Here is a 16,684-nt window from a genome sequence, read left to right as displayed (position 1 = left end):
GAATCAGTGACCCATGCCCAATCCGCCGTCAACCGGGATGACGGCTCCAGTGATGTACGAGGCGTCGTCGGAGGCGAGGAAGCGGACCGTGGCGGCGATCTCCTCGGGCTGCGCGTAGCGGCCGAGCGGCACCTGGGCGACAATGCCCGCGCGCTGCTCCTCGGTCAGCACCTTGGTCATGTCGGTGTCGACAAAACCGGGCGCGACGACATTGAACGTGATGTTGCGCGAGCCGAGCTCCCGGGCGAGCGAGCGGGCGAAACCGACCAGACCCGCCTTGGAGGCGGCGTAGTTCGCCTGGCCCGCCGAGCCCAGCAGCCCGACCACCGAGGAGATGAGGACGACGCGGCCCCGCTTGGCGCGCAGCATTCCGCGGTTGGCGCGCTTGACCACCCGGAAGGTGCCGGTGAGGTTGGTGTCGAGTACGGACGTGAAGTCCTCCTCGGACATCCGCATCAGCAGCTGGTCCTTGGTGACGCCGGCGTTGGCCACCAGCACCTCGACCGGGCCGTGCTTCTCCTCGATCTCCTTGTAGGCCTGCTCCACCTGCTCGGCGTCGGTGATGTCGCACCTGACGGCGAGGAAGCCTTCCTCGGCGAGCTCGTCCGGCTCACCGGAGCGGTATGTGATCGCGACCTTGTCGCCGGCGTCGGCGAAAGCGCGGGCGATGGCGAGGCCGATGCCCCGGTTTCCTCCGGTGACAAGAACCGAGCGGCTCAACGGATCACCCTTTCCCTTGCGGTGTGGTACGCCGAAAACCTATCGGTCCGACCCCTCGTACGGGGAATCGGGCCCTGACAGTGGCGTGCAGGTGTCGCTGTCGGGTCCCTACAGAAAGACCCTGGGCATTCCGCCCCCGGCGCGACATGATCGGGGGCGACCGGTCTTGTGACGACAGGAGAATCCGTGCCACCTACCGCCGTGCCCCACACCATCGACGACTCCTTCACGGCCCTGCCGCTGCGGGCCCTCGCCGACGCCGCGCTCGCCCGGGCGCGGGCGCTCGGCGCCGAGCACGCCGACTTCCGCTTCGAGCGGGTGCGCAGCGCCTCGTGGCGGTTGCGGGACGCCAGGCCCGCCGGGTCGTCGGACACCACCGACCTGGGGTACGCGGTGCGGGTGGTGCACGGCGGGGCCTGGGGATTCGCCTCCGGGGTGGACCTGACCATGGACGCCGCCGCGAAGGTCGCCTCGCAGGCCGTGGCCATGGCCAAGCTGTCGGCCCAGGTGATCGCCGCGGCGGGCTCCCGGGAGCGGGTCGAGCTGGCCGACGAGCCGGTGCACGCGGACCGCACCTGGGTCTCCTCGTACCGGATCGACCCCTTCTCGGTGCCCGACGCCGACAAGAGCGGGCTCCTGGCGGAGTGGAGCGCCCGGCTGCTGCGCGCGCAGGGCGTGGCGCACGTGGACGCCTCTCTGCTGACCGTCCACGAGAACAAGTTCTACGCGGACACCGCCGGGACGGTCACCACCCAGCAGCGGGTGCGGCTCCATCCGCAGCTCACGGCGGTCGCGGTGGACCCGACGACCGGCGAGTTCGACTCGATGCGCACCCTGGCGCCGCCGGTGGGGCGCGGCTGGGAGTACCTGACCGGCGCCGGCTGGGACTGGGACGACGAGCTGGAACGGATGCCGGGGCTGCTGGCCGAGAAGATGCGGGCGCCCGGCGTCGAGCCGGGGACGTACGACCTGGTGGTCGACCCCTCCAATCTGTGGCTGACCATCCACGAGTCGATCGGCCACGCCACCGAGCTCGACCGGGCGCTGGGCTACGAGGCGGCGTACGCCGGGACGTCGTTCGCGACCTTCGACCGGCTGGGTGAGCTGCGGTACGGCTCACCGGTCATGAACGTGACCGGCGACCGGACGGCCGAGCACGGACTGGCCACGATCGGGTACGACGACGAGGGCGTCGAGGCCCAGTCGTGGGACCTGGTCAGGGACGGCACGCTGGTCGGCTACCAGCTGGACCGGCGGATCGCCCGGCTGACCGGGCTGGGGCGGTCCAACGGCTGCGCGTTCGCGGACTCGCCGTCGCACGTGCCGGTGCAGCGGATGGCCAATGTGTCGCTGCGCCCGGAGCCGGGCGGGCTGTCGACGGAGGACCTGATCGGCGGTGTGGAGCGCGGGATCTACGTGGTCGGCGACCGGTCCTGGTCGATCGACATGCAGCGGTACAACTTCCAGTTCACCGGGCAGCGGTTCTTCCGGATCGAGAACGGCCGGCTGGCCGGGCAGCTGCGCGACGTCGCCTACCAGGCGACGACCACGGACTTCTGGGGCTCCATGGAGAAGGTCGGCGGCCCCCAGACGTACGTCCTGGGCGGCGCCTTCAACTGCGGCAAGGCGCAGCCGGGGCAGATCGCGGCGGTCTCGCACGGCTGCCCGTCGGCGCTCTTCCGGGGCGTCTCCATCCTCAACACCACGCAGGAGGCCGGCCGATGAGCCGCACAGCCAAGCCGTACGAGATCGTCGAGCGCGCCCTGGAGCTGTCGCGCGCGGACGGCTGTGTGGTCATCGCCGACGAGCAGTCCTCCGCCAATCTGCGCTGGGCCGGCAACGCGCTGACCACCAACGGCGTCACCCGGGGCCGCACCCTCACGGTCGTCGCCACCGTCGACGGGGCGGAGGGCACCGCGTCGGGCGTGGTGTCCCGGTCGGCCGTCACCGCCGACGAGCTGGAGCCGCTGGTGCGGGCGGCCGAGGCCGCCGCGCGGGCCGCCGGGCCGGCCGAGGACGCCCAGCCACTCGTGGCGGGCGTGCCCGCGTCGCCGGACTTCACCGACGCGCCCGCCGAGACCTCCTCGGCGGTGTTCGCCGACTTCGCGCCCGCGCTGGGCGAGGCGTTCGCACGGGCCCGGGCCGGCGGCCGGGAGCTGTACGGCTTCGCCAACCACGAGCTGACCTCGACGTACCTGGGGACGTCGACCGGGTTGCGGCTGCGGCACGACCAGCCGAACGGCACGCTGGAGCTCAACGCCAAGTCGCCGGACCGGTCCCGTTCGGCGTGGGCGGGCCGCTCGACGCGGGACTTCAAGGACGTGGACCCGGCGGCGCTGGATGGGGAACTGGCGCGGCGGCTCGGCTGGGCCGAGCGCCGTGTCGAGCTGCCCGCCGGGCGGTACGAGACGCTGCTGCCGCCCACCGCCGTGGCGGACCTGCTGATCTACCAGTACTGGTCGGCGGCGGCCCGCGACGCGGCGGAGGGCCGTACCGTCTTCTCCAAGCCGGGCGGCGGCACCCGGCTCGGCGACACCCTGTGCCCGCTGCCGCTGACGCTGCGCAGCGACCCGCACGAGCCGGGTCTGGAGTCGGCGCCCTTCGTGATCGCGCACTCCTCGGGCGACGACGCGTCGGTGTTCGACAACGGGCTGCCGCTTGCCCCGACCTCGTGGGTACGGCAGGGGCGGCTGGAGCACCTGGTCACCACCCGGCACAGCGCGGGGCTGACCGGGCTGCCGGTGGCGCCGGGGGCCGGCAACCTGGTGCTGGAGGGCGGCGGCGAGCAGTCGCTGGAGGACATGGTCGCCGCGACCGGGCGGGGGCTGCTGCTGACCTGCCTGTGGTACATCCGCGAGGTGGACCCGGCGACGCTGCTGCTGACCGGGCTGACCCGGGACGGCGTCTACCTGGTGGAGAACGGCGAGGTCGTCGGCGAGGTCAACAACTTCCGGTTCAACGAGTCGCCGGTGGACCTGCTGGCGCGGGTGACCGAGGCCGGCCGCACCGAGAAGACGCTGCCGCGCGAGTGGGGCGACTGGTTCACCCGGGCCGCGATGCCGCCGCTGCGGGTGCCCGACTTCCACATGAGTTCGGTCAGCCAGGGAGTGTGACGCCCATAGACTGGCGGGGCAGCACCACACCGTTCAACCGTTCAAGGAGACCCGACACCGTGACGGACATCGTCGACGAGCTGAAGTGGCGCGGGCTGTTCGCCCAGTCCACCGACGAGGACGCATTGCGCAAGGCGCTCGCGGACGGTCCCGTCACGTTCTATTGCGGTTTCGACCCGACCGCGCCCAGTCTGCACGTCGGGCACCTCGTGCAGGTGCTCACCGTCCGCCGGCTCCAGCAGGCCGGGCACCGGCCGCTGGCGCTGGTGGGCGGGGCGACGGGGCAGATCGGCGACCCCCGCCCGACCGCGGAGCGGGTGCTGAACGATCCGGAGACCGTCGCCCAGTGGGTGGCGCGGCTGCGCGCGCAGATCGAGCCGTTCCTGTCCTTCGAGGGCGAGAACGCCGCGGTCATGGTGAACAACCTGGACTGGACCGCGAACCTGTCCGCGATCGAGTTCCTGCGGGACATCGGCAAGCACTTCCGGGTCAACAAGATGCTGACCAAGGACTCGGTGGCCCGCCGGCTGGAGTCGCAGGAGGGGATCAGCTACACCGAGTTCAGCTACCAGCTCCTCCAGGGCATGGACTTCCTGGAGCTGTACCGCCGGTACGGGTGCGTCCTGCAGCAGGGCGGCAGCGACCAGTGGGGCAACCTCACCGCGGGCCTGGACCTGATCCACCGCCTGGAGCCGCAGGCCACCGTGCACGCGCTGGCCACGCCGCTGATGACCAAGGCCGACGGCACCAAGTTCGGCAAGACCGAGGGCGGCGCGGTCTGGCTCGACCCGGCCATGACGACGCCGTACGCGTTCTACCAGTTCTGGCTGAACGTGGACGACCGGGACATCACCCGGTACACGCGCATCCTCAGCTTCCGGTCGCGCGAGGAGATCGAGGAGCTGGAACGGCTCACCGAGGAGCGCCCGCAGGCCCGCGCCGCCCAGCGCGCGCTGGCGGAGGAGCTCACCACGCTGGTGCACGGCGCCGACCAGTGCGCGGCCGTGATCGCCGCGTCGAAGGCGCTGTTCGGTCAGGGTGAGCTGGCGGAACTGGACGAGGCCACGCTGAGCGCGGCCCTCTCCGAGCTGCCGCACGCCCGGGTCGCCGAGCTGGGACCGGTGGTGGACCTGTTCGCCGAGGTCGGGCTGGTGCCGAGCAAGTCGGCCGGCCGCCGCACGGTGAAGGAGGGCGGCGCCTACCTGAACAACACCAAGGTGACCGCCGAGGACGCCGTGGCGTCGCCCGAGGAGCTGCTGCACGGACGGTGGCTCGTGCTGCGCCGGGGCAAGAGGAACCTGGGAGCGATCGAGGTCGTGCCCGGCTGACCGGGCCCGGCGCGGACCCCGCGCGCACGACGGCGGCCCGGGTACTTCCTCGTACCCGGGCCGCCGTCGTGTCCGCGGCCCGCCCGGGGGCTCAGGCCCGCTGTTTCCTGCCCCGCATGGACATGTAGAGCATGTCGCCGAGACCGACGAGGACGACCGCGGCCACGACCTGGAGGGCGTGCCGGCCCCAGTCGATGCCCGGCGTGGCCTCGATGCCGAACGCCCTGGCGAGGGCATTGCCGACGATGCCGCCGATGATGCCGAAGATGGTTGCCAGCCACAGGGGGCTGTGCTGTTTGCCCGGCAGGATCGCCTTCGCCAGCAGGCCCAGCACGAGTCCCACGATAATCGCCCACAACCAGCCCATGGCTGCCTCCTCGGTACGGATCGACGTGAGCAGTCATCGACAGTTTCGGCCCCCGCGCGCCGTACCGCATGTCGGGCGGCGCCGCGCGGGGCGCCGTACCGCATGTCGGGCGGCGCCGCCCGGGGCCCGGCGCGCTGGGGGCGCCGGTGGGCGCGGCCCCGGTCTCGTACCCGGCGCGGCACCGGCGTACCGTGGAAGACGTCAGGTCAGGGGCCGGTCGGGGAGCGCCGGGCACGGAGGTCGGGTGGTGCACGTGACGCGGAAGCGCGGCAAGGACGAAGTCTTCCGGATCACTGGCGCCCGCCAGGGCCTGGCCGACGACGTGCGCCGCAGGCAGCGCCGCTACGTGATCTCCATGTCGGTCCGTACGGCCTCGGTCATCGCCGCGGCCTCGCTGTGGAACGTGCAGCGGTACGTGGCGATCGTGGCGCTGGTGCTGGGCGGGGTGCTGCCCTACATCGCGGTGGTGATCGCCAACGCCGGCCGGGAGAGCGCCCCCTCCCTGCCTTCGACGCTGGTTCCGACACCCGGATCCGTACCCGCGGCGCTGCCCGCGACCCGTCCGGAGGCGGCGGGACCCGAGGGGCCGGCGGGGCGGCACGACCGGTCCGGGGCGGAACATCCCGAGGAACAGGCGTACGAACAGCGCTGACCTGGAGGGGTCCGGAGCGGTGCCGCCGACCCTCGGCAAAGCTCAAGAAAAGCTCAGATCAATCACGAAGTTCCGGTGCACCCCAACCGGTTGCCCGTGACATACTGCGTAGGCGCTCCGCATCCCCCGTCGGAGCGACGGACCGACGCCGGGCAGCTCCCCCCGTGGCTGCTCGGCGTCGCCTTTGTCCGGGGCCTGTTGTGTGACCGCCGTGTTGGACGCGCTGTGTTGGACGTGCTGTGAGCGACGACGATACCCACCCGATCTGTTCCGCCAAGGGCTGCCGAGCGGCGGCCGTGTGGGTGCTGGCCTGGAACAACCCCAAGCTGCACACCCCCGAGCGCCGCAAGACCTGGCTCGCCTGCGAGGAGCACCGGGAGCACCTGTCCCAGTTCCTGGGCGTGCGCGGCTTCCTGAAGGACGTGGTGACGCTCGGCGAGTGGGAGTCCCGGTCAGCCTCCGATCGCTGACATCGGCCGGTCGGGCTGGAGGAAGCTGGGGTCGTCCAGCCCCGAGCCGGCCTTCTTGCCCCACATGGCGAGCTTCCAGATCCGGGCGATCTCCTCGTCCGGCGCGTCCGAGCGCAGTGCCGCCCGGAGGTCGGTCTCCTCGCGCGCGAACAGGCAGGTGCGCACCTGACCGTCGGCGGTGAGCCGGGTCCGGTCGCAGGCCCGGCAGAACGGGCGGGTGACCGAGGCGATGACGCCCACCCGGTGCGGTCCGCCGTCCACCACCCACCGCTCGGCGGGCGCGGAGCCGCGCGCCCCCTCGTCCTCGGCGGTCAGCGTGAAGCGGGTGCGCAGCGACTCCAGGATGTCCCCGGCCGTGATCATGCCGTCGCGCTTCCAGCCGTGCTGGGCGTCGAGCGGCATCTGCTCGATGAAGCGCAGCTCGTAGTCGTTCTCGACGGCCCAGGCGAGCAGGTCGGGGGCCTCGTCGTCGTTGAGGCCGGGCATCAGTACGGCGTTGACCTTCACCGGGGTGAGTCCGGCGTCACGGGCGGCGGCCATGCCGTCCAGGACGTCCTGGTGGCGGTCGCGGCGGGTGAGGGTCTTGAAGACATCGGGCCGCAGGGTGTCGAGCGAGACATTGACCCGGTCCAGGCCGACCGCCTTCAGGGCGGCGGCGGTGCGCTTGAGGCCGATGCCGTTGGTGGTCAGCGACATCCTCGGGCGGGGCTCCAGGGCGGCACAGCGCTCCACGATGGAGACCAGGCCGGGACGGAGCAGCGGCTCCCCGCCGGTGAAGCGGACCTCGTCGACGCCGAGGTCGGTGACGGCGATCCGGATCAGCCGGACTATCTCGTCGTCGGTGAGCAGGTCGGGCTTGGCCAGCCATTGCAGGCCCTCTTCGGGCATGCAGTACGTGCAGCGCAGGTTGCACCGGTCGGTGAGCGAGACCCGCAGATCAGTGGCCACGCGGCCGTAGGTGTCGATGAGCACTGTGAGCCCCCTCCCCCGTTTGCCGGGATCCGTATACCAAGGAGCCTACGTGAGACCGCCGACAGAGACACGGGCCATTGTCCACAGCGGCGGCCCGGCCGGGTCGTAGATCCCTACGACCCGGCCCGCCGGCCGGTTTCGCACCGTGTCCGGTTCAGTGCGCTCCGACACCGGTCAGGGACTTGACCTCCAGCTCCGCGTACTTGCCTTCGTCGGGGCGCTCCTTGGAGAGCAGGGAGCCCAGCCAGCCGAGCAGGAAGCCCAGTGGGATGGAGATCAGGCCCGGGTTCTCCAGCGGGAACCAGGCGAAGTCGGCGTCCGGGAACATCGAGGTCGCCTTTCCGGAGACGACCGGCGAGAAGAGCACCAGCACCACCGACGCGGTCAGGCCGCCGTAGATGGACCACAGGGCGCCCTGGGTGGTGAACCTCTTCCAGAACAGGCTGTAGAGGATCGTCGGCAGGTTGGCGGAGGCGGCGACGGCGAAGGCCAGGGCCACCAGTCCGGCGACGTTCAGGTCGCGGGCCATGGCGCCGAGCGCGATGGAGACGAAGCCGATGAAGACGGTCGCCCAGCGGGCCGCCCGCACCTCCTCCTTCTCGGTGGCCTGCCCCCTGCGGATGACATTGGCGTAGATGTCGTGCGCGAAGGACGACGAGGAGGCGAGGGTGAGGCCGGCGACGACCGCGAGGATGGTCGCGAAGGCCACCGCGGAGATCACCGCCAGCAGGATCGCGCCGCCCGCCGAGTCCACTCCCCCGATGTGCAGGGCGAGCAGCGGGGCCGCGGTGTTGCCCGCCTTGTTGGAGGCGGTGATCTCGGCCGGGCCGACGATCGCCGCGGCGCCGAAGCCCAGCGCGATGGTCATCAGGTAGAAGGCGCCGATGATGCCGATGGCCCAGTTGACCGACTTACGGGCGGCCTTGGCGGTGGGCACGGTGTAGAAGCGGATGAGGATGTGCGGCAGGCCGGCGGTGCCGAGTACCAGCGCGACGCCCAGGGAGATGAAGTCCAGCTTGGAGGTGGGCGTGAGGCCGTACTTGAGACCGGGCTCCAGGAACGCCGCTCCCTTGCCGCTGTTCTCGGCGGCCTTGCCGAGCAGGTCGGAGACGTCGAAGCCGAACCTCAGCAGCACCAGGAAGGTGATGAGCAGGGTGCCGGCGATGAGCAGGACGGCCTTCACCATCTGGACCCAGGTGGTGCCCTTCATCCCGCCGATGGTCACGTACACGATCATCAGTACGCCGACGAGGGCCACGATGGCGACCTTGCCGCCGTCGGAGGTGATGCCGAGCAACAGCGAGACGAGGACGCCCGCGCCGGCCATCTGGGCCAGCAGGTAGAAGATGGACACCACGATGGTGGAGGTGCCCGCCGCCGTACGGACCGGGCGCTGGCGCATCCGGTAGGCCAGGACGTCGCCCATGGTGAAGCGGCCGGAGTTGCGCAGGGGTTCGGCGACCAGCAGCAGCGCGACCAGCCAGGCGACCAGGAAGCCGATGGAGTAGAGGAAACCGTCGTATCCGAACAGCGCGATGGCCCCGGCGATGCCGAGGAAGGACGCGGCGGACATGTAGTCGCCGGAGATGGCCAGGCCGTTCTGGAAACCGGTGAACTGGCGCCCGCCCGCGTAGAAGTCGGCCGCGCTCCTGGTCTGGCGGCCGGCCCAGACGGTGATGAACAGGGTGGCGACGACGAAGCAGGCGAACAGGGTGATGATGAGCGGCCGGTGTTCGGAGGCGTCGGACGCGGCGGCCAGCAGGGCGGCGGGGGCGGGGTGCGCGGTACTCATGCGTCGGCCTCCGTACGGGACTCCATGCGGGACTCCATGCGGGACTTGATGGCCCGCGCCTTCGGGTCGAGCCGCTCGGCCGCGAACCGGGAGTAGAACCAGGCGATGAGGAACGTGGTCAGGAACTGGCCCAGGCCGAGGGCCATGGCCACGTTGATGTTGCCGAACAGCCGGGTGCCCATGAAGCCGCCCGCGTAGTTGGACAGCAGCACGTACAGCAGGTACCAGGCGATGAAGGCGACGGTCAGCGGAAAGGCGAAGGAGCGGTAGGTGCGGCGCAGTTCGCCGAACTCCGCACTCTTCTGCACCTCGACGAACGACTCCGTCGGGGGCTGGGCGGGACTGGTGTCCGTACCGCCCTGGGGCGGTGGTGGCGGTGCATCGGTAGCCACGGGAACTCCTCGCGACGCGGGTGCGCTGGGCAGGGACGGGAAACCTCGCAGTGGGGAGCCGGTGAAGCGCTCCTCCCCTGATCAACGTCACGGAGGACGCGGCGAAGCGGTTCACCGCGGGTCTTTCTTTCCCCAAGTCATTGATGGGCCACGATGATCGGCGATAACTTCGCTCGTCATGTACTCGCCCACACACGTCCCGTGTCTGGGCGATTGTCACGGATGATGTGGAGAACCCATGGCTCATCTGGGATCCGGCCGCGGGCGTGTACTCGCGCTGCCCGCCGGTCTGGTGCTCACGGCCTCGCTCGGACTGCTGCCGGTGGGCGCCGCCACGGCCGCCCCCGCGCCGTCCGCCGCCCCGGCCGCCGTCGCGACGGACGGGCCGAAGCTGTCCTACGTGGTCAACGTCAAGGGCGGGCGGGCCACCGCCAAGGCGGTGAGGAAGGCCATATCCGAGGCCGGCGGCACCGTGGTCGTGTCCTACGACCAGATAGGCGTCATCGTCGTCCACTCGCAGAACCCCCGGTTCGCCCAGACCATCCGCGAGGTGCGGGGCGTGCAGTCGGCGGGCGCGACCAGGACCGCGCCGCTGGCCGCCCAGACCACCACGGACGTCGGTGCCGAACAGCCCCTGGGCGCCCAGGAGGCGAGGACGGCGGCGGCCCGGGCGTCCGACGCCCAGGACCCGTTCGAGCCCCTGCAGTGGGACCTGCCCGCCATCAAGGCGGACAAGGCGCACCAGAAGACCCTCGGCAGCCGGAAGGTGACGGTCGCGGTCATCGACACCGGCGTCGACGACACCCACCCGGACCTGGCCCCGAACTTCGACCGGGCGGCGTCCGCGAACTGCGTCAGCGGCAAGCCGGACACCACGGACGGCTCCTGGCGTCCGGGCCCCACCGAGAGCGACCACGGCACGCATGTGGCGGGCACCATAGCCGCCGCCAAGAACGGCGTCGGCATCACCGGTGTCGCCCCGGGCGTGAAGGTGTCGGGCATCAAGGTGTCCACCACGGACGGCTTCTTCTACACCGAGGCGGTGGTCTGCGGCTTCGTCTGGGCGGCCGAGCACGGCGTCGAGGTGACGAACAACAGCTACTACGTGGACCCCTGGGCGTACAACTGCAAGAACGACCCGGACCAGGGCGCACTGGTGGAGGCGCTGGGCCGCGCCACCCGTTACGCGGAGCGCAAGGGCTCGGTCAATGTCGCGGCGGCCGGCAACGCCTCCACGGACCTGGCCGCCGACGAGGTGGTCGACCGGACCAGCCCGAACGACACCACTCCGGTGGAGCGGGTGGTCAACCCCCGGGAGTGCCCGGACATCCCGACGATGCTGCCCGGCGTGGTGACCGTCTCCTCGACGGGCGCCAAGGACCTCAAGGCCTCGTACTCCAACTACGGCCTGGGCGTCGTGGACATCACCGCCCCCGGCGGCGACTCCACCAAGTACCAGCCCCCGCAGGCCCCGGCGACCAACGGGCTGATCCTGTCCACGGTGCCGGGCGGCAAGTACGGCTACAAGGCGGGGACGTCGATGGCGTCGCCGCACGTGGCGGGGGTCGCCGCGCTGATCATGTCGACGCGCCCGCACGCCTCGCCGGCGGCGGTGAAGGCGCTGCTGTACCGCCAGGCCGACGCCCTGGCGTGCACCGACCCGTACGACATCAACGGTGACGGCAAGGCCGACGCGGTGTGCGAGGGCGGCAAGCGCGGCAACGGCTTCTACGGCGCCGGGATGACCGACGCCCTGGACGCGGTGCGCAAGTAGCCGCGGTCGGGAAGGGGCCGGTCGCGCCCGGGGCCGGTGGCCCCGGGCGGCCCGGGTCGCCCGGGACCGGTGGCCCGGGTCTCCCCCGGGCGGCCGGCCCCTTCCCGATGGTGGCACCCAGTGCCATAGTGGGGAGATGAGCTCGGGCGACACGCGGGGACTGTCCCCGATCTGGTCGGCACTGGGTGCCGACGCAGCGCTGCTGGAGCGGGTGTCCCCCACCGGCCGCCGCGACGGCCTGCCGGCCCGGCTGCCCGTCATGGAGCTCGCCGGCGCCTCCGTCGCCGCCTGCTCCCTGGCCGCCGCCGAACTCGGCGCCGTACGCGCCGGCCGGCCCGTCCCCCGGGTGCGGGTGGACGGCGGGGCGGTCGCCACCGCGTTCCTCAGCGACCGGCTGGTGCGGCTGGACGGCCGGTCGTGGACCTCCTTCGCGCCGCTGTCGCGGTTCTGGCGGGCGGCCGACGGCTGGGTGCGCAGCCACGCCAACTACCCGCACCACCGGGCGCGGCTGCTGGCCGCGCTCGGCCTGCCCGATGACGCGGACGTGGACGCGGTCGCCGGAGCGATCGCCGAGCGCCGCGCCGTCGAGGTGGAGGACACCGTGTACGCGTCGGGCGGGCTGGCCGTCGCGGTGCGCGGCCCGCTGGAGTGGGCGGCGCACGAGCAGGGCGCCCTCGTCGCGCGCCGGCCGCCACTGACCCTGGAGCGCGTCGACCGGGCGCCCGCGCGGGCGCTGGGCGAGGCGCCCCTGCCGTGCGCCGGCCTGCGGGTACTGGACCTCACCCGGGTCCTCGCCGGCCCCGTCGCCACCCGCACGCTGGCGCTGCTCGGCGCGGACGTCCTGCGGATCGACACCCCGCACCTCCCGGAGAGCCAGGAGGCCCACAACGACACCGGCACGGGCAAGCGGTCGGCGCTCCTGGACCTGGCGGGCCGCGCGGACCACCGGGTGTTCCAGGAACTGCTGGCGAGCGCGGACGTCGTGGTGACCGGCTACCGGCCCGGCGCCCTGGACCGGTTCGGGCTCGCGCCCGAGTCCCTGGCGGAGCGCCGCCCCGGCCTGGTCGTCGCCCAACTTTCGGCGTGGGGCGGGTACGGGCCGTGGCACGGACGGCGCGGCTTCGACAGCCTGGTCCAGGCGGCCACCGGCATCGCCGTGCTGGAGGGCTCCGCCAGTGGAGAACCGGGGGCGCTGCCCGCCCAGGCGCTCGACCACGGCACCGGCTATCTGCTGGCCGCCGCCGTGCTGCGGGCACTGACCGGGCAGCGGCGGACCGGCGGGACCAGGATCGCCCGGCTCGCCCTGACCCAGACCGCGCACTGGCTGGTGCACGGCCTGGCCGCGACCCCGGACGGGGCGGACCCCGGCGGCGGGTCCCCCGGCCGCGCGGCCGGCGGCGGTGGCTTCGACCCGGGGCCCTGGCTCGTGGAGCGGGACACCCCGACGGGGCGGCTGCGGTACGCGCGCTCCCCGGTCTCGTACGGGCAGGTCCCGGCCGACTGGAGCCGCCCGCCGGGCCGGTGGGGCGCGGACGCCCCGGTGTGGCTCAGCGGCTGACCCCCGGCGGGCCCGGCACCCCCGCGCGGTCGGCGGGGAGGGCGGCGGCCCGCAGGACGCCGGCGGTGAGCAGGTACTGGGCCAGGGCGTACGTGAGCATGATCCAGAAGTCCGGGACGGGCGGCTGCGCCCAGTTCGCGACTCCCGCGGCGATGAGCGTGTCCGAGAGCAGGAACAGCGCCCCGCCCGCACCGGCCCGCGCTCCCCGGCCGCCGGCGCGGTAGGCCATGGCGGTGAGCAGCGCCGCGTAACCGGCGACCGGCACCCGCAGGCCGGCGGGCAGCCCCGGCCACAGCAGCGCGACGGTGACGGCGAGGGCGGCGGCGTACGCGGCGCCGAGCGCCGGAGCCGTACGGGCGCGGCCGAAGAGGAACAGGTAGCAGACGTGTCCGGCGGCGAAGGAGCCCATGCCGACGAGGAAGGCCCACTCCGCGTCCAGCAGCAGGAACACGTCGCCGCCCCAGCCGAACAGCAGGGCGGCGACGAGCGTCCGGGGCGCGCCGCACACCGCCGCGTACGCCGCGAGCAGCGGCATCAGCAGCGGCTTGGTGACCTGGTGCCCGGTCTGGTGGCCGGCGAGCAGGGCGGCGAGGTCGACGGCGACGGCGACCACGAAGGCGGCGAGCAGTACCCGGCGGGCCCCGGAGGCGTCGGTCGCCCGGCGCGCTCCGGAGGCGTCGGTCACGCGGCGCGCTCCGGGACCGGCTCGGTGGCCGTTCCGGTGGCCGTCCCGCTGTCCGGCCCGGCGGGCGGCCGGGCGGACGAGGGCTGCCAGCCCGGCCCGCGGAACAGCCGGCCGGCGCGCTCCCGCCAGCCGTGCGAGGCGCGCAGGTCACGGGCGATGGCCAGGTACTCGTGGGTGGCGACGCGCAGCGGGTTGTAGGTGGCGATGTTCTTGGTGAGCCCGAACACCGGCCGCTCGGTCTCCGCGGTGAAGGAGCCGAACATCCGGTCCCACAGGATGAGGATGCCGCCGAAGTTGCGGTCCAGGTAGCCGCCTTGGGAGGCGTGGTGGACGCGGTGGTGGGAGGGGGTGTTGAAGACGTACTCGATCGGCCGGGGCAGTTTCCCGATCCGCTCGGTGTGGACCCAGAACTGGTACACCAGGTTGGCCGAGTAGCAGAAGAACACCGCCGCCGGGTGCACACCGCAGGCGATCATCGGGAGGTAGAACGGCCAGACGGTGAGCGACGTCCACGGCTGGCGCAGCGCGGTGGTGAAGTTGAACCTGCGGCTGGAGTGGTGGACCACGTGGCAGGCCCACAGGACGCGGACGACGTGGTGGCCGCGGTGGGACCAGTAGTAGAAGAAGTCCTGGGCGAGCAGCATCAGCGGCACCGTCCACCACAGGACCGGCACGCGCAGCGGGGTGAGCTCGTAGACGGCCGTGTAGAGGGCGACGACCGGGATCTTCCAGAGCGCGTCGAAGACGAGGCTGCCGAGCCCCATTCCGATGCTCGTCGCGGCGTCCTTGGTCTCGTACCCGGCGGCGTCCTCGTCGGGACGGAGCCGGTAGCTGATCATTTCGACCGCGGTCAGCAGGACGAACGCGGGTATGGACCACAGCACGACATCGGGCAGGTTCGGTGGCATGCGAGCACCGTAGAGCGGGGTGTCGGGGCGCGGCTATAGGTTGTTACCCACAAGTATGCGAGACGGGTTGTCAGCTGCTGTTGGTGAATTCCGCCAACCCGCCGCGCGTGGGGCGCGTTCCCGCCCCGGCCGCGCCGAGCGGGAGAACCGGCCGCGCGGCCACCGCCACGGCCGGCGCTCCCCCGCCGTGTCGCTCGGACCGCCGGGCGGGCCGGCGCCGGATCCGCCGTCGGCGCCGAAGCACCGCGGCGGCGCGCGGCCGGTCGAGGCGTGCGCCGAGGGCTCCGCCGTGTTCCTCCTCATGGGGCGCGCCGGTCAACCCGGGAGTCCCGCCGCGCACCCGCGCGCGCCGCTCTCCTCGACCCGTCCGGGCCGGGGAGGTTCCGGCCCGGGGGCCGGGGCAACGCGCTCCCGGGGCCGAAGGGGCGTCAAGTGCCCCGCCGCCCGCGGCGGTCCGCGCCCGGGGCGTCAACCCCCCGACCGCGCGGGGCGCCCGGCGGCGACGTTGTCGGTGACGGGCTCTATTCTCAATGACCATGCTCGACGACCGTACGACAGCAGCGACGTGGCCGGCCGCCTACCCACCGGGGTACGCGGTCGTCGACGTGGAGACCACCGGCCTCGCCCGCGACGACCGGATAGTCTCCGCGGCCGTCTACCGGCTCGACGCCCAGGGCAATGTCGAGGACCACTGGTACACCCTGGTCAACCCGGAGCGGGACCCCGGTCCGGTGTGGATCCACGGCCTGACGAGCGATGTCCTGGAGGGCGCGCCGCTGTTCGCGGACATCGCCGCCGAGTTCTCCCGGTGGCTCGACGGCCGGGTACTCGTCGCGCACAACGCCGTCTTCGACTGGTCGATGATCGCCCGGGAGTACGCGCGCGCCGAGCGGACCGCTCCGGTGCGGCAGCGGCTGTGCACCATCAGCCTCGCCCGGGAGCTCGCCCTGCCGTTGCCCAACCTCAAACTGGAGTCACTGGCCGCGCACTTCGGCGTCGTACAGCGGCGCGCGCACAACGCGCTGGACGACGCCCGGGTGCTGGCCGAGGCGTTCCGGCCGAGCCTGCACACGGCGGCCGAGCGGGGCGTGCGGCTCCCGCTGCTGGAGTGCCGCCCGCTCACCGAGTGGGCGTCCGCGCCGGCCCCCGCGGCCGGGCCGCTGATCGGCCGGCAGGCGTCGTACCACTCCGGCAGTTGGCGCCCCTCCCGGAAGCGGCCCCCCTGCCCGCACCCGAACCCCGGACGGTACGAAGCCGACAAACCGCTCAAGCAGGGCATGCGGGTGGCGTTTTCGGGTGACACCTCCATCGACCGGGAGCTGCTGGAGGACCGCGCGGTCGAGGCGGGCCTGCATGTCGCCACCAGCGTCTCGCGGCTGACCAGCCTGCTCGTCACCAACGACCCGGACGCCGTGACCTCCAAGACGGTCAAGGCCAAGTCGTTCGGCACGCCCGTCGTCGACGAGGGGGCGTTCACCCAGCTGCTGGGGAGCGTGGCCCCGGCGGACGAGCCGGCACAGGCACCGGCGGGGGAGCCAGCAGACGGGTGACGGCGGCGGGACCGCCGGGCGTTTCGCCGCCCGTTCCGCCGCCGCGCGCCGCACCCTGTGGCGCATGGCACGTTGCGAGGTCTGCGGAAACGATTACGGCATGTCGTTCGAGGTGCACGCGCAGGGCGCGGTGCACGTCTTCGACTGCTTCGCCTGCGCCATCCACCGCATGGCGCCCATCTGCGAACACTGCCGGGTCCAGATCATCGGCCAGGGCGTCGAGGTCGAGGGCCAGTGGTTCTGCGGCGGGCACTGCGCCCGCGCGGAGAAGGGACAGGTGGGCATCGTCGACAAGGTGTGACCGGCCGGGCGCCCCGGCCCGGCGCGCACGGCCCCGGCCCCGCGCACCGGCCCCGGCGCCCCGGGCCGACCCCCCGCACCGGCCCAGGACCGGCCGCGGACC

At 72.7% G+C, this 16,684-nt stretch carries 16 protein-coding genes; 9 read left to right on the top strand and 7 right to left on the bottom strand.

Translation table 11 applies throughout. The features are described from left to right. Window positions 1-3: 3 nt before the first annotated feature. A complete protein-coding gene (fabG, locus tag AB0H53_RS22955) occupies window positions 4-720 on the bottom strand; it encodes a 3-oxoacyl-[acyl-carrier-protein] reductase (protein WP_362116317.1) in 717 nt (238 codons plus the stop codon). A gap of 201 nt (window positions 721-921) precedes the next feature. Between fabG and AB0H53_RS22950 the strand changes: the two genes are divergently transcribed. The 3 genes from AB0H53_RS22950 to tyrS are packed head-to-tail and all read left to right on the top strand — an operon-like array spanning window position 922 to window position 5,161. Further along, window positions 922-2,445 carry a TldD/PmbA family protein gene (locus tag AB0H53_RS22950; RefSeq protein WP_362116395.1) on the top strand — a complete coding sequence of 508 codons (1,524 nt, stop codon included), beginning with the start codon at window positions 922-924 and terminating at the stop codon, window positions 2,443-2,445. Next, window positions 2,442-3,833: a metallopeptidase TldD-related protein gene (locus AB0H53_RS22945; protein WP_362116314.1), complete on the top strand. Its 1,392-nt coding sequence runs from the start codon at window positions 2,442-2,444 to the stop codon at window positions 3,831-3,833. Before AB0H53_RS22950 ends, AB0H53_RS22945 begins: the two co-directional genes overlap by 4 nt. 59 nt (window positions 3,834-3,892) lie before the next feature. Then, a complete protein-coding gene (tyrS, locus tag AB0H53_RS22940) occupies window positions 3,893-5,161 on the top strand; it encodes a tyrosine--tRNA ligase (RefSeq protein ID WP_362116311.1) in 1,269 nt (422 codons plus the stop codon). Between the two features lie 91 nt (window positions 5,162-5,252). Here the strand turns inward: tyrS and AB0H53_RS22935 are convergent, their stop codons facing one another. Then, entirely contained in the window at window positions 5,253-5,528 is a 276-nt protein-coding gene (locus AB0H53_RS22935; protein WP_362116309.1) for a GlsB/YeaQ/YmgE family stress response membrane protein, read from the bottom strand. 253 nt (window positions 5,529-5,781) lie between these two features. Here AB0H53_RS22935 and AB0H53_RS22930 point away from each other — a divergent pair, with 253 nt between their 5' ends. Both AB0H53_RS22930 and AB0H53_RS22925 read left to right on the top strand, forming a co-directional pair. Then, a complete protein-coding gene (locus tag AB0H53_RS22930; protein ID WP_362116392.1) occupies window positions 5,782-6,180 on the top strand; it encodes a DUF3099 domain-containing protein in 399 nt (132 codons plus the stop codon). A 239-nt stretch (window positions 6,181-6,419) separates the two neighbouring features. Continuing rightward, window positions 6,420-6,650 carry a hypothetical protein gene (locus AB0H53_RS22925; RefSeq protein WP_362116306.1) on the top strand — a complete coding sequence of 77 codons (231 nt, stop codon included), beginning with the start codon at window positions 6,420-6,422 and terminating at the stop codon, window positions 6,648-6,650. On the opposite strand, the gene moaA is transcribed toward AB0H53_RS22925, so the two are convergent. The 3 genes from moaA to AB0H53_RS22910 form a co-directional block, all read right to left on the bottom strand. After that, window positions 6,633-7,622, bottom strand: coding sequence for a GTP 3',8-cyclase MoaA (gene moaA, locus AB0H53_RS22920; RefSeq protein WP_362116303.1), 990 nt, complete (start codon window positions 7,620-7,622; stop codon window positions 6,633-6,635). The two genes, AB0H53_RS22925 and moaA, sit on opposite strands and share 18 nt — an antisense overlap. 154 nt (window positions 7,623-7,776) lie before the next feature. Continuing rightward, on the bottom strand, window positions 7,777-9,414 hold the full coding sequence (locus AB0H53_RS22915) for a cation acetate symporter (RefSeq protein ID WP_362116300.1): 1,638 nt from the start codon (window positions 9,412-9,414) through the stop codon (window positions 7,777-7,779). After that, window positions 9,411-9,806, bottom strand: a complete 396-nt coding sequence (locus tag AB0H53_RS22910; RefSeq protein WP_362116298.1) for a DUF485 domain-containing protein — start codon at window positions 9,804-9,806, stop codon at window positions 9,411-9,413. Before AB0H53_RS22910 ends, AB0H53_RS22915 begins: the two co-directional genes overlap by 4 nt. A gap of 238 nt (window positions 9,807-10,044) precedes the next feature. On the opposite strand from AB0H53_RS22910, the gene AB0H53_RS22905 reads away from it, so the two are divergent. Next, window positions 10,045-11,580 (top strand): S8 family serine peptidase, encoded by a 1,536-nt coding sequence (locus AB0H53_RS22905; protein ID WP_362116296.1) that lies wholly within the window; start codon window positions 10,045-10,047, stop codon window positions 11,578-11,580. 136 nt (window positions 11,581-11,716) lie between these two features. Next, window positions 11,717-13,138 (top strand): CoA transferase, encoded by a 1,422-nt coding sequence (locus AB0H53_RS22900; protein ID WP_362116294.1) that lies wholly within the window; start codon window positions 11,717-11,719, stop codon window positions 13,136-13,138. Here the strand turns inward: AB0H53_RS22900 and AB0H53_RS22895 are convergent. Together AB0H53_RS22895 and AB0H53_RS22890 are read right to left on the bottom strand one after the other, a co-directional pair. Then, window positions 13,128-13,823, bottom strand: coding sequence for a lysoplasmalogenase (locus tag AB0H53_RS22895; RefSeq protein ID WP_362116292.1), 696 nt, complete (start codon window positions 13,821-13,823; stop codon window positions 13,128-13,130). The two genes, AB0H53_RS22900 and AB0H53_RS22895, sit on opposite strands and share 11 nt — an antisense overlap. Next, window positions 13,820-14,731 (bottom strand): sterol desaturase family protein, encoded by a 912-nt coding sequence (locus tag AB0H53_RS22890; RefSeq protein WP_362116289.1) that lies wholly within the window; start codon window positions 14,729-14,731, stop codon window positions 13,820-13,822. The genes AB0H53_RS22895 and AB0H53_RS22890 overlap by 4 nt, the downstream gene beginning before the upstream one ends. Window positions 14,732-15,261: 530 nt before the next feature. On the opposite strand from AB0H53_RS22890, the gene AB0H53_RS22885 reads away from it, so the two are divergent. After that, complete coding sequence (locus AB0H53_RS22885; RefSeq protein WP_362116286.1) at window positions 15,262-16,281, top strand: DEDDh family exonuclease; 1,020 nt, start codon at window positions 15,262-15,264, stop codon at window positions 16,279-16,281. Window positions 16,282-16,345: 64 nt separating this feature from the next. Then, window positions 16,346-16,582: a hypothetical protein gene (locus AB0H53_RS22880; RefSeq protein WP_362116283.1), complete on the top strand. Its 237-nt coding sequence runs from the start codon at window positions 16,346-16,348 to the stop codon at window positions 16,580-16,582. Window positions 16,583-16,684 lie beyond the last annotated feature (102 nt).

The organism is Streptomyces sp. NPDC050856 (genome assembly GCF_040653855.1).
In the GTDB taxonomy this organism is placed as follows: domain Bacteria; phylum Actinomycetota; class Actinomycetes; order Streptomycetales; family Streptomycetaceae; genus Streptomyces.
Note: the sequence above shows the minus strand (reverse complement) of the source record. Positions and strands in the feature narration are given on the sequence as shown.

What these genes read in the sequence shown, in the direction of transcription:
- AB0H53_RS22945 (WP_362116314.1), top strand. Translation starts at nt 2,442, where the DNA reads ATGAGCCGCACAGCCAAGCCGTACGAGATCGTCGAGCGCGCCCTGGAG.
- AB0H53_RS22935 (WP_362116309.1), bottom strand. Translation starts at nt 5,528, where the DNA reads ATGGGCTGGTTGTGGGCGATTATCGTGGGACTCGTGCTGGGCCTGCTG.
- AB0H53_RS22890 (WP_362116289.1), bottom strand. Translation starts at nt 14,731, where the DNA reads ATGCCACCGAACCTGCCCGATGTCGTGCTGTGGTCCATACCCGCGTTC.
- AB0H53_RS22885 (WP_362116286.1), top strand. Translation starts at nt 15,262, where the DNA reads ATGACCATGCTCGACGACCGTACGACAGCAGCGACGTGGCCGGCCGCC.
- AB0H53_RS22900 (WP_362116294.1), top strand. Translation starts at nt 11,717, where the DNA reads ATGAGCTCGGGCGACACGCGGGGACTGTCCCCGATCTGGTCGGCACTG.
- AB0H53_RS22905 (WP_362116296.1), top strand. Translation starts at nt 10,045, where the DNA reads ATGGCTCATCTGGGATCCGGCCGCGGGCGTGTACTCGCGCTGCCCGCC.
- AB0H53_RS22915 (WP_362116300.1), bottom strand. Translation starts at nt 9,414, where the DNA reads ATGAGTACCGCGCACCCCGCCCCCGCCGCCCTGCTGGCCGCCGCGTCC.
- AB0H53_RS22880 (WP_362116283.1), top strand. Translation starts at nt 16,346, where the DNA reads ATGGCACGTTGCGAGGTCTGCGGAAACGATTACGGCATGTCGTTCGAG.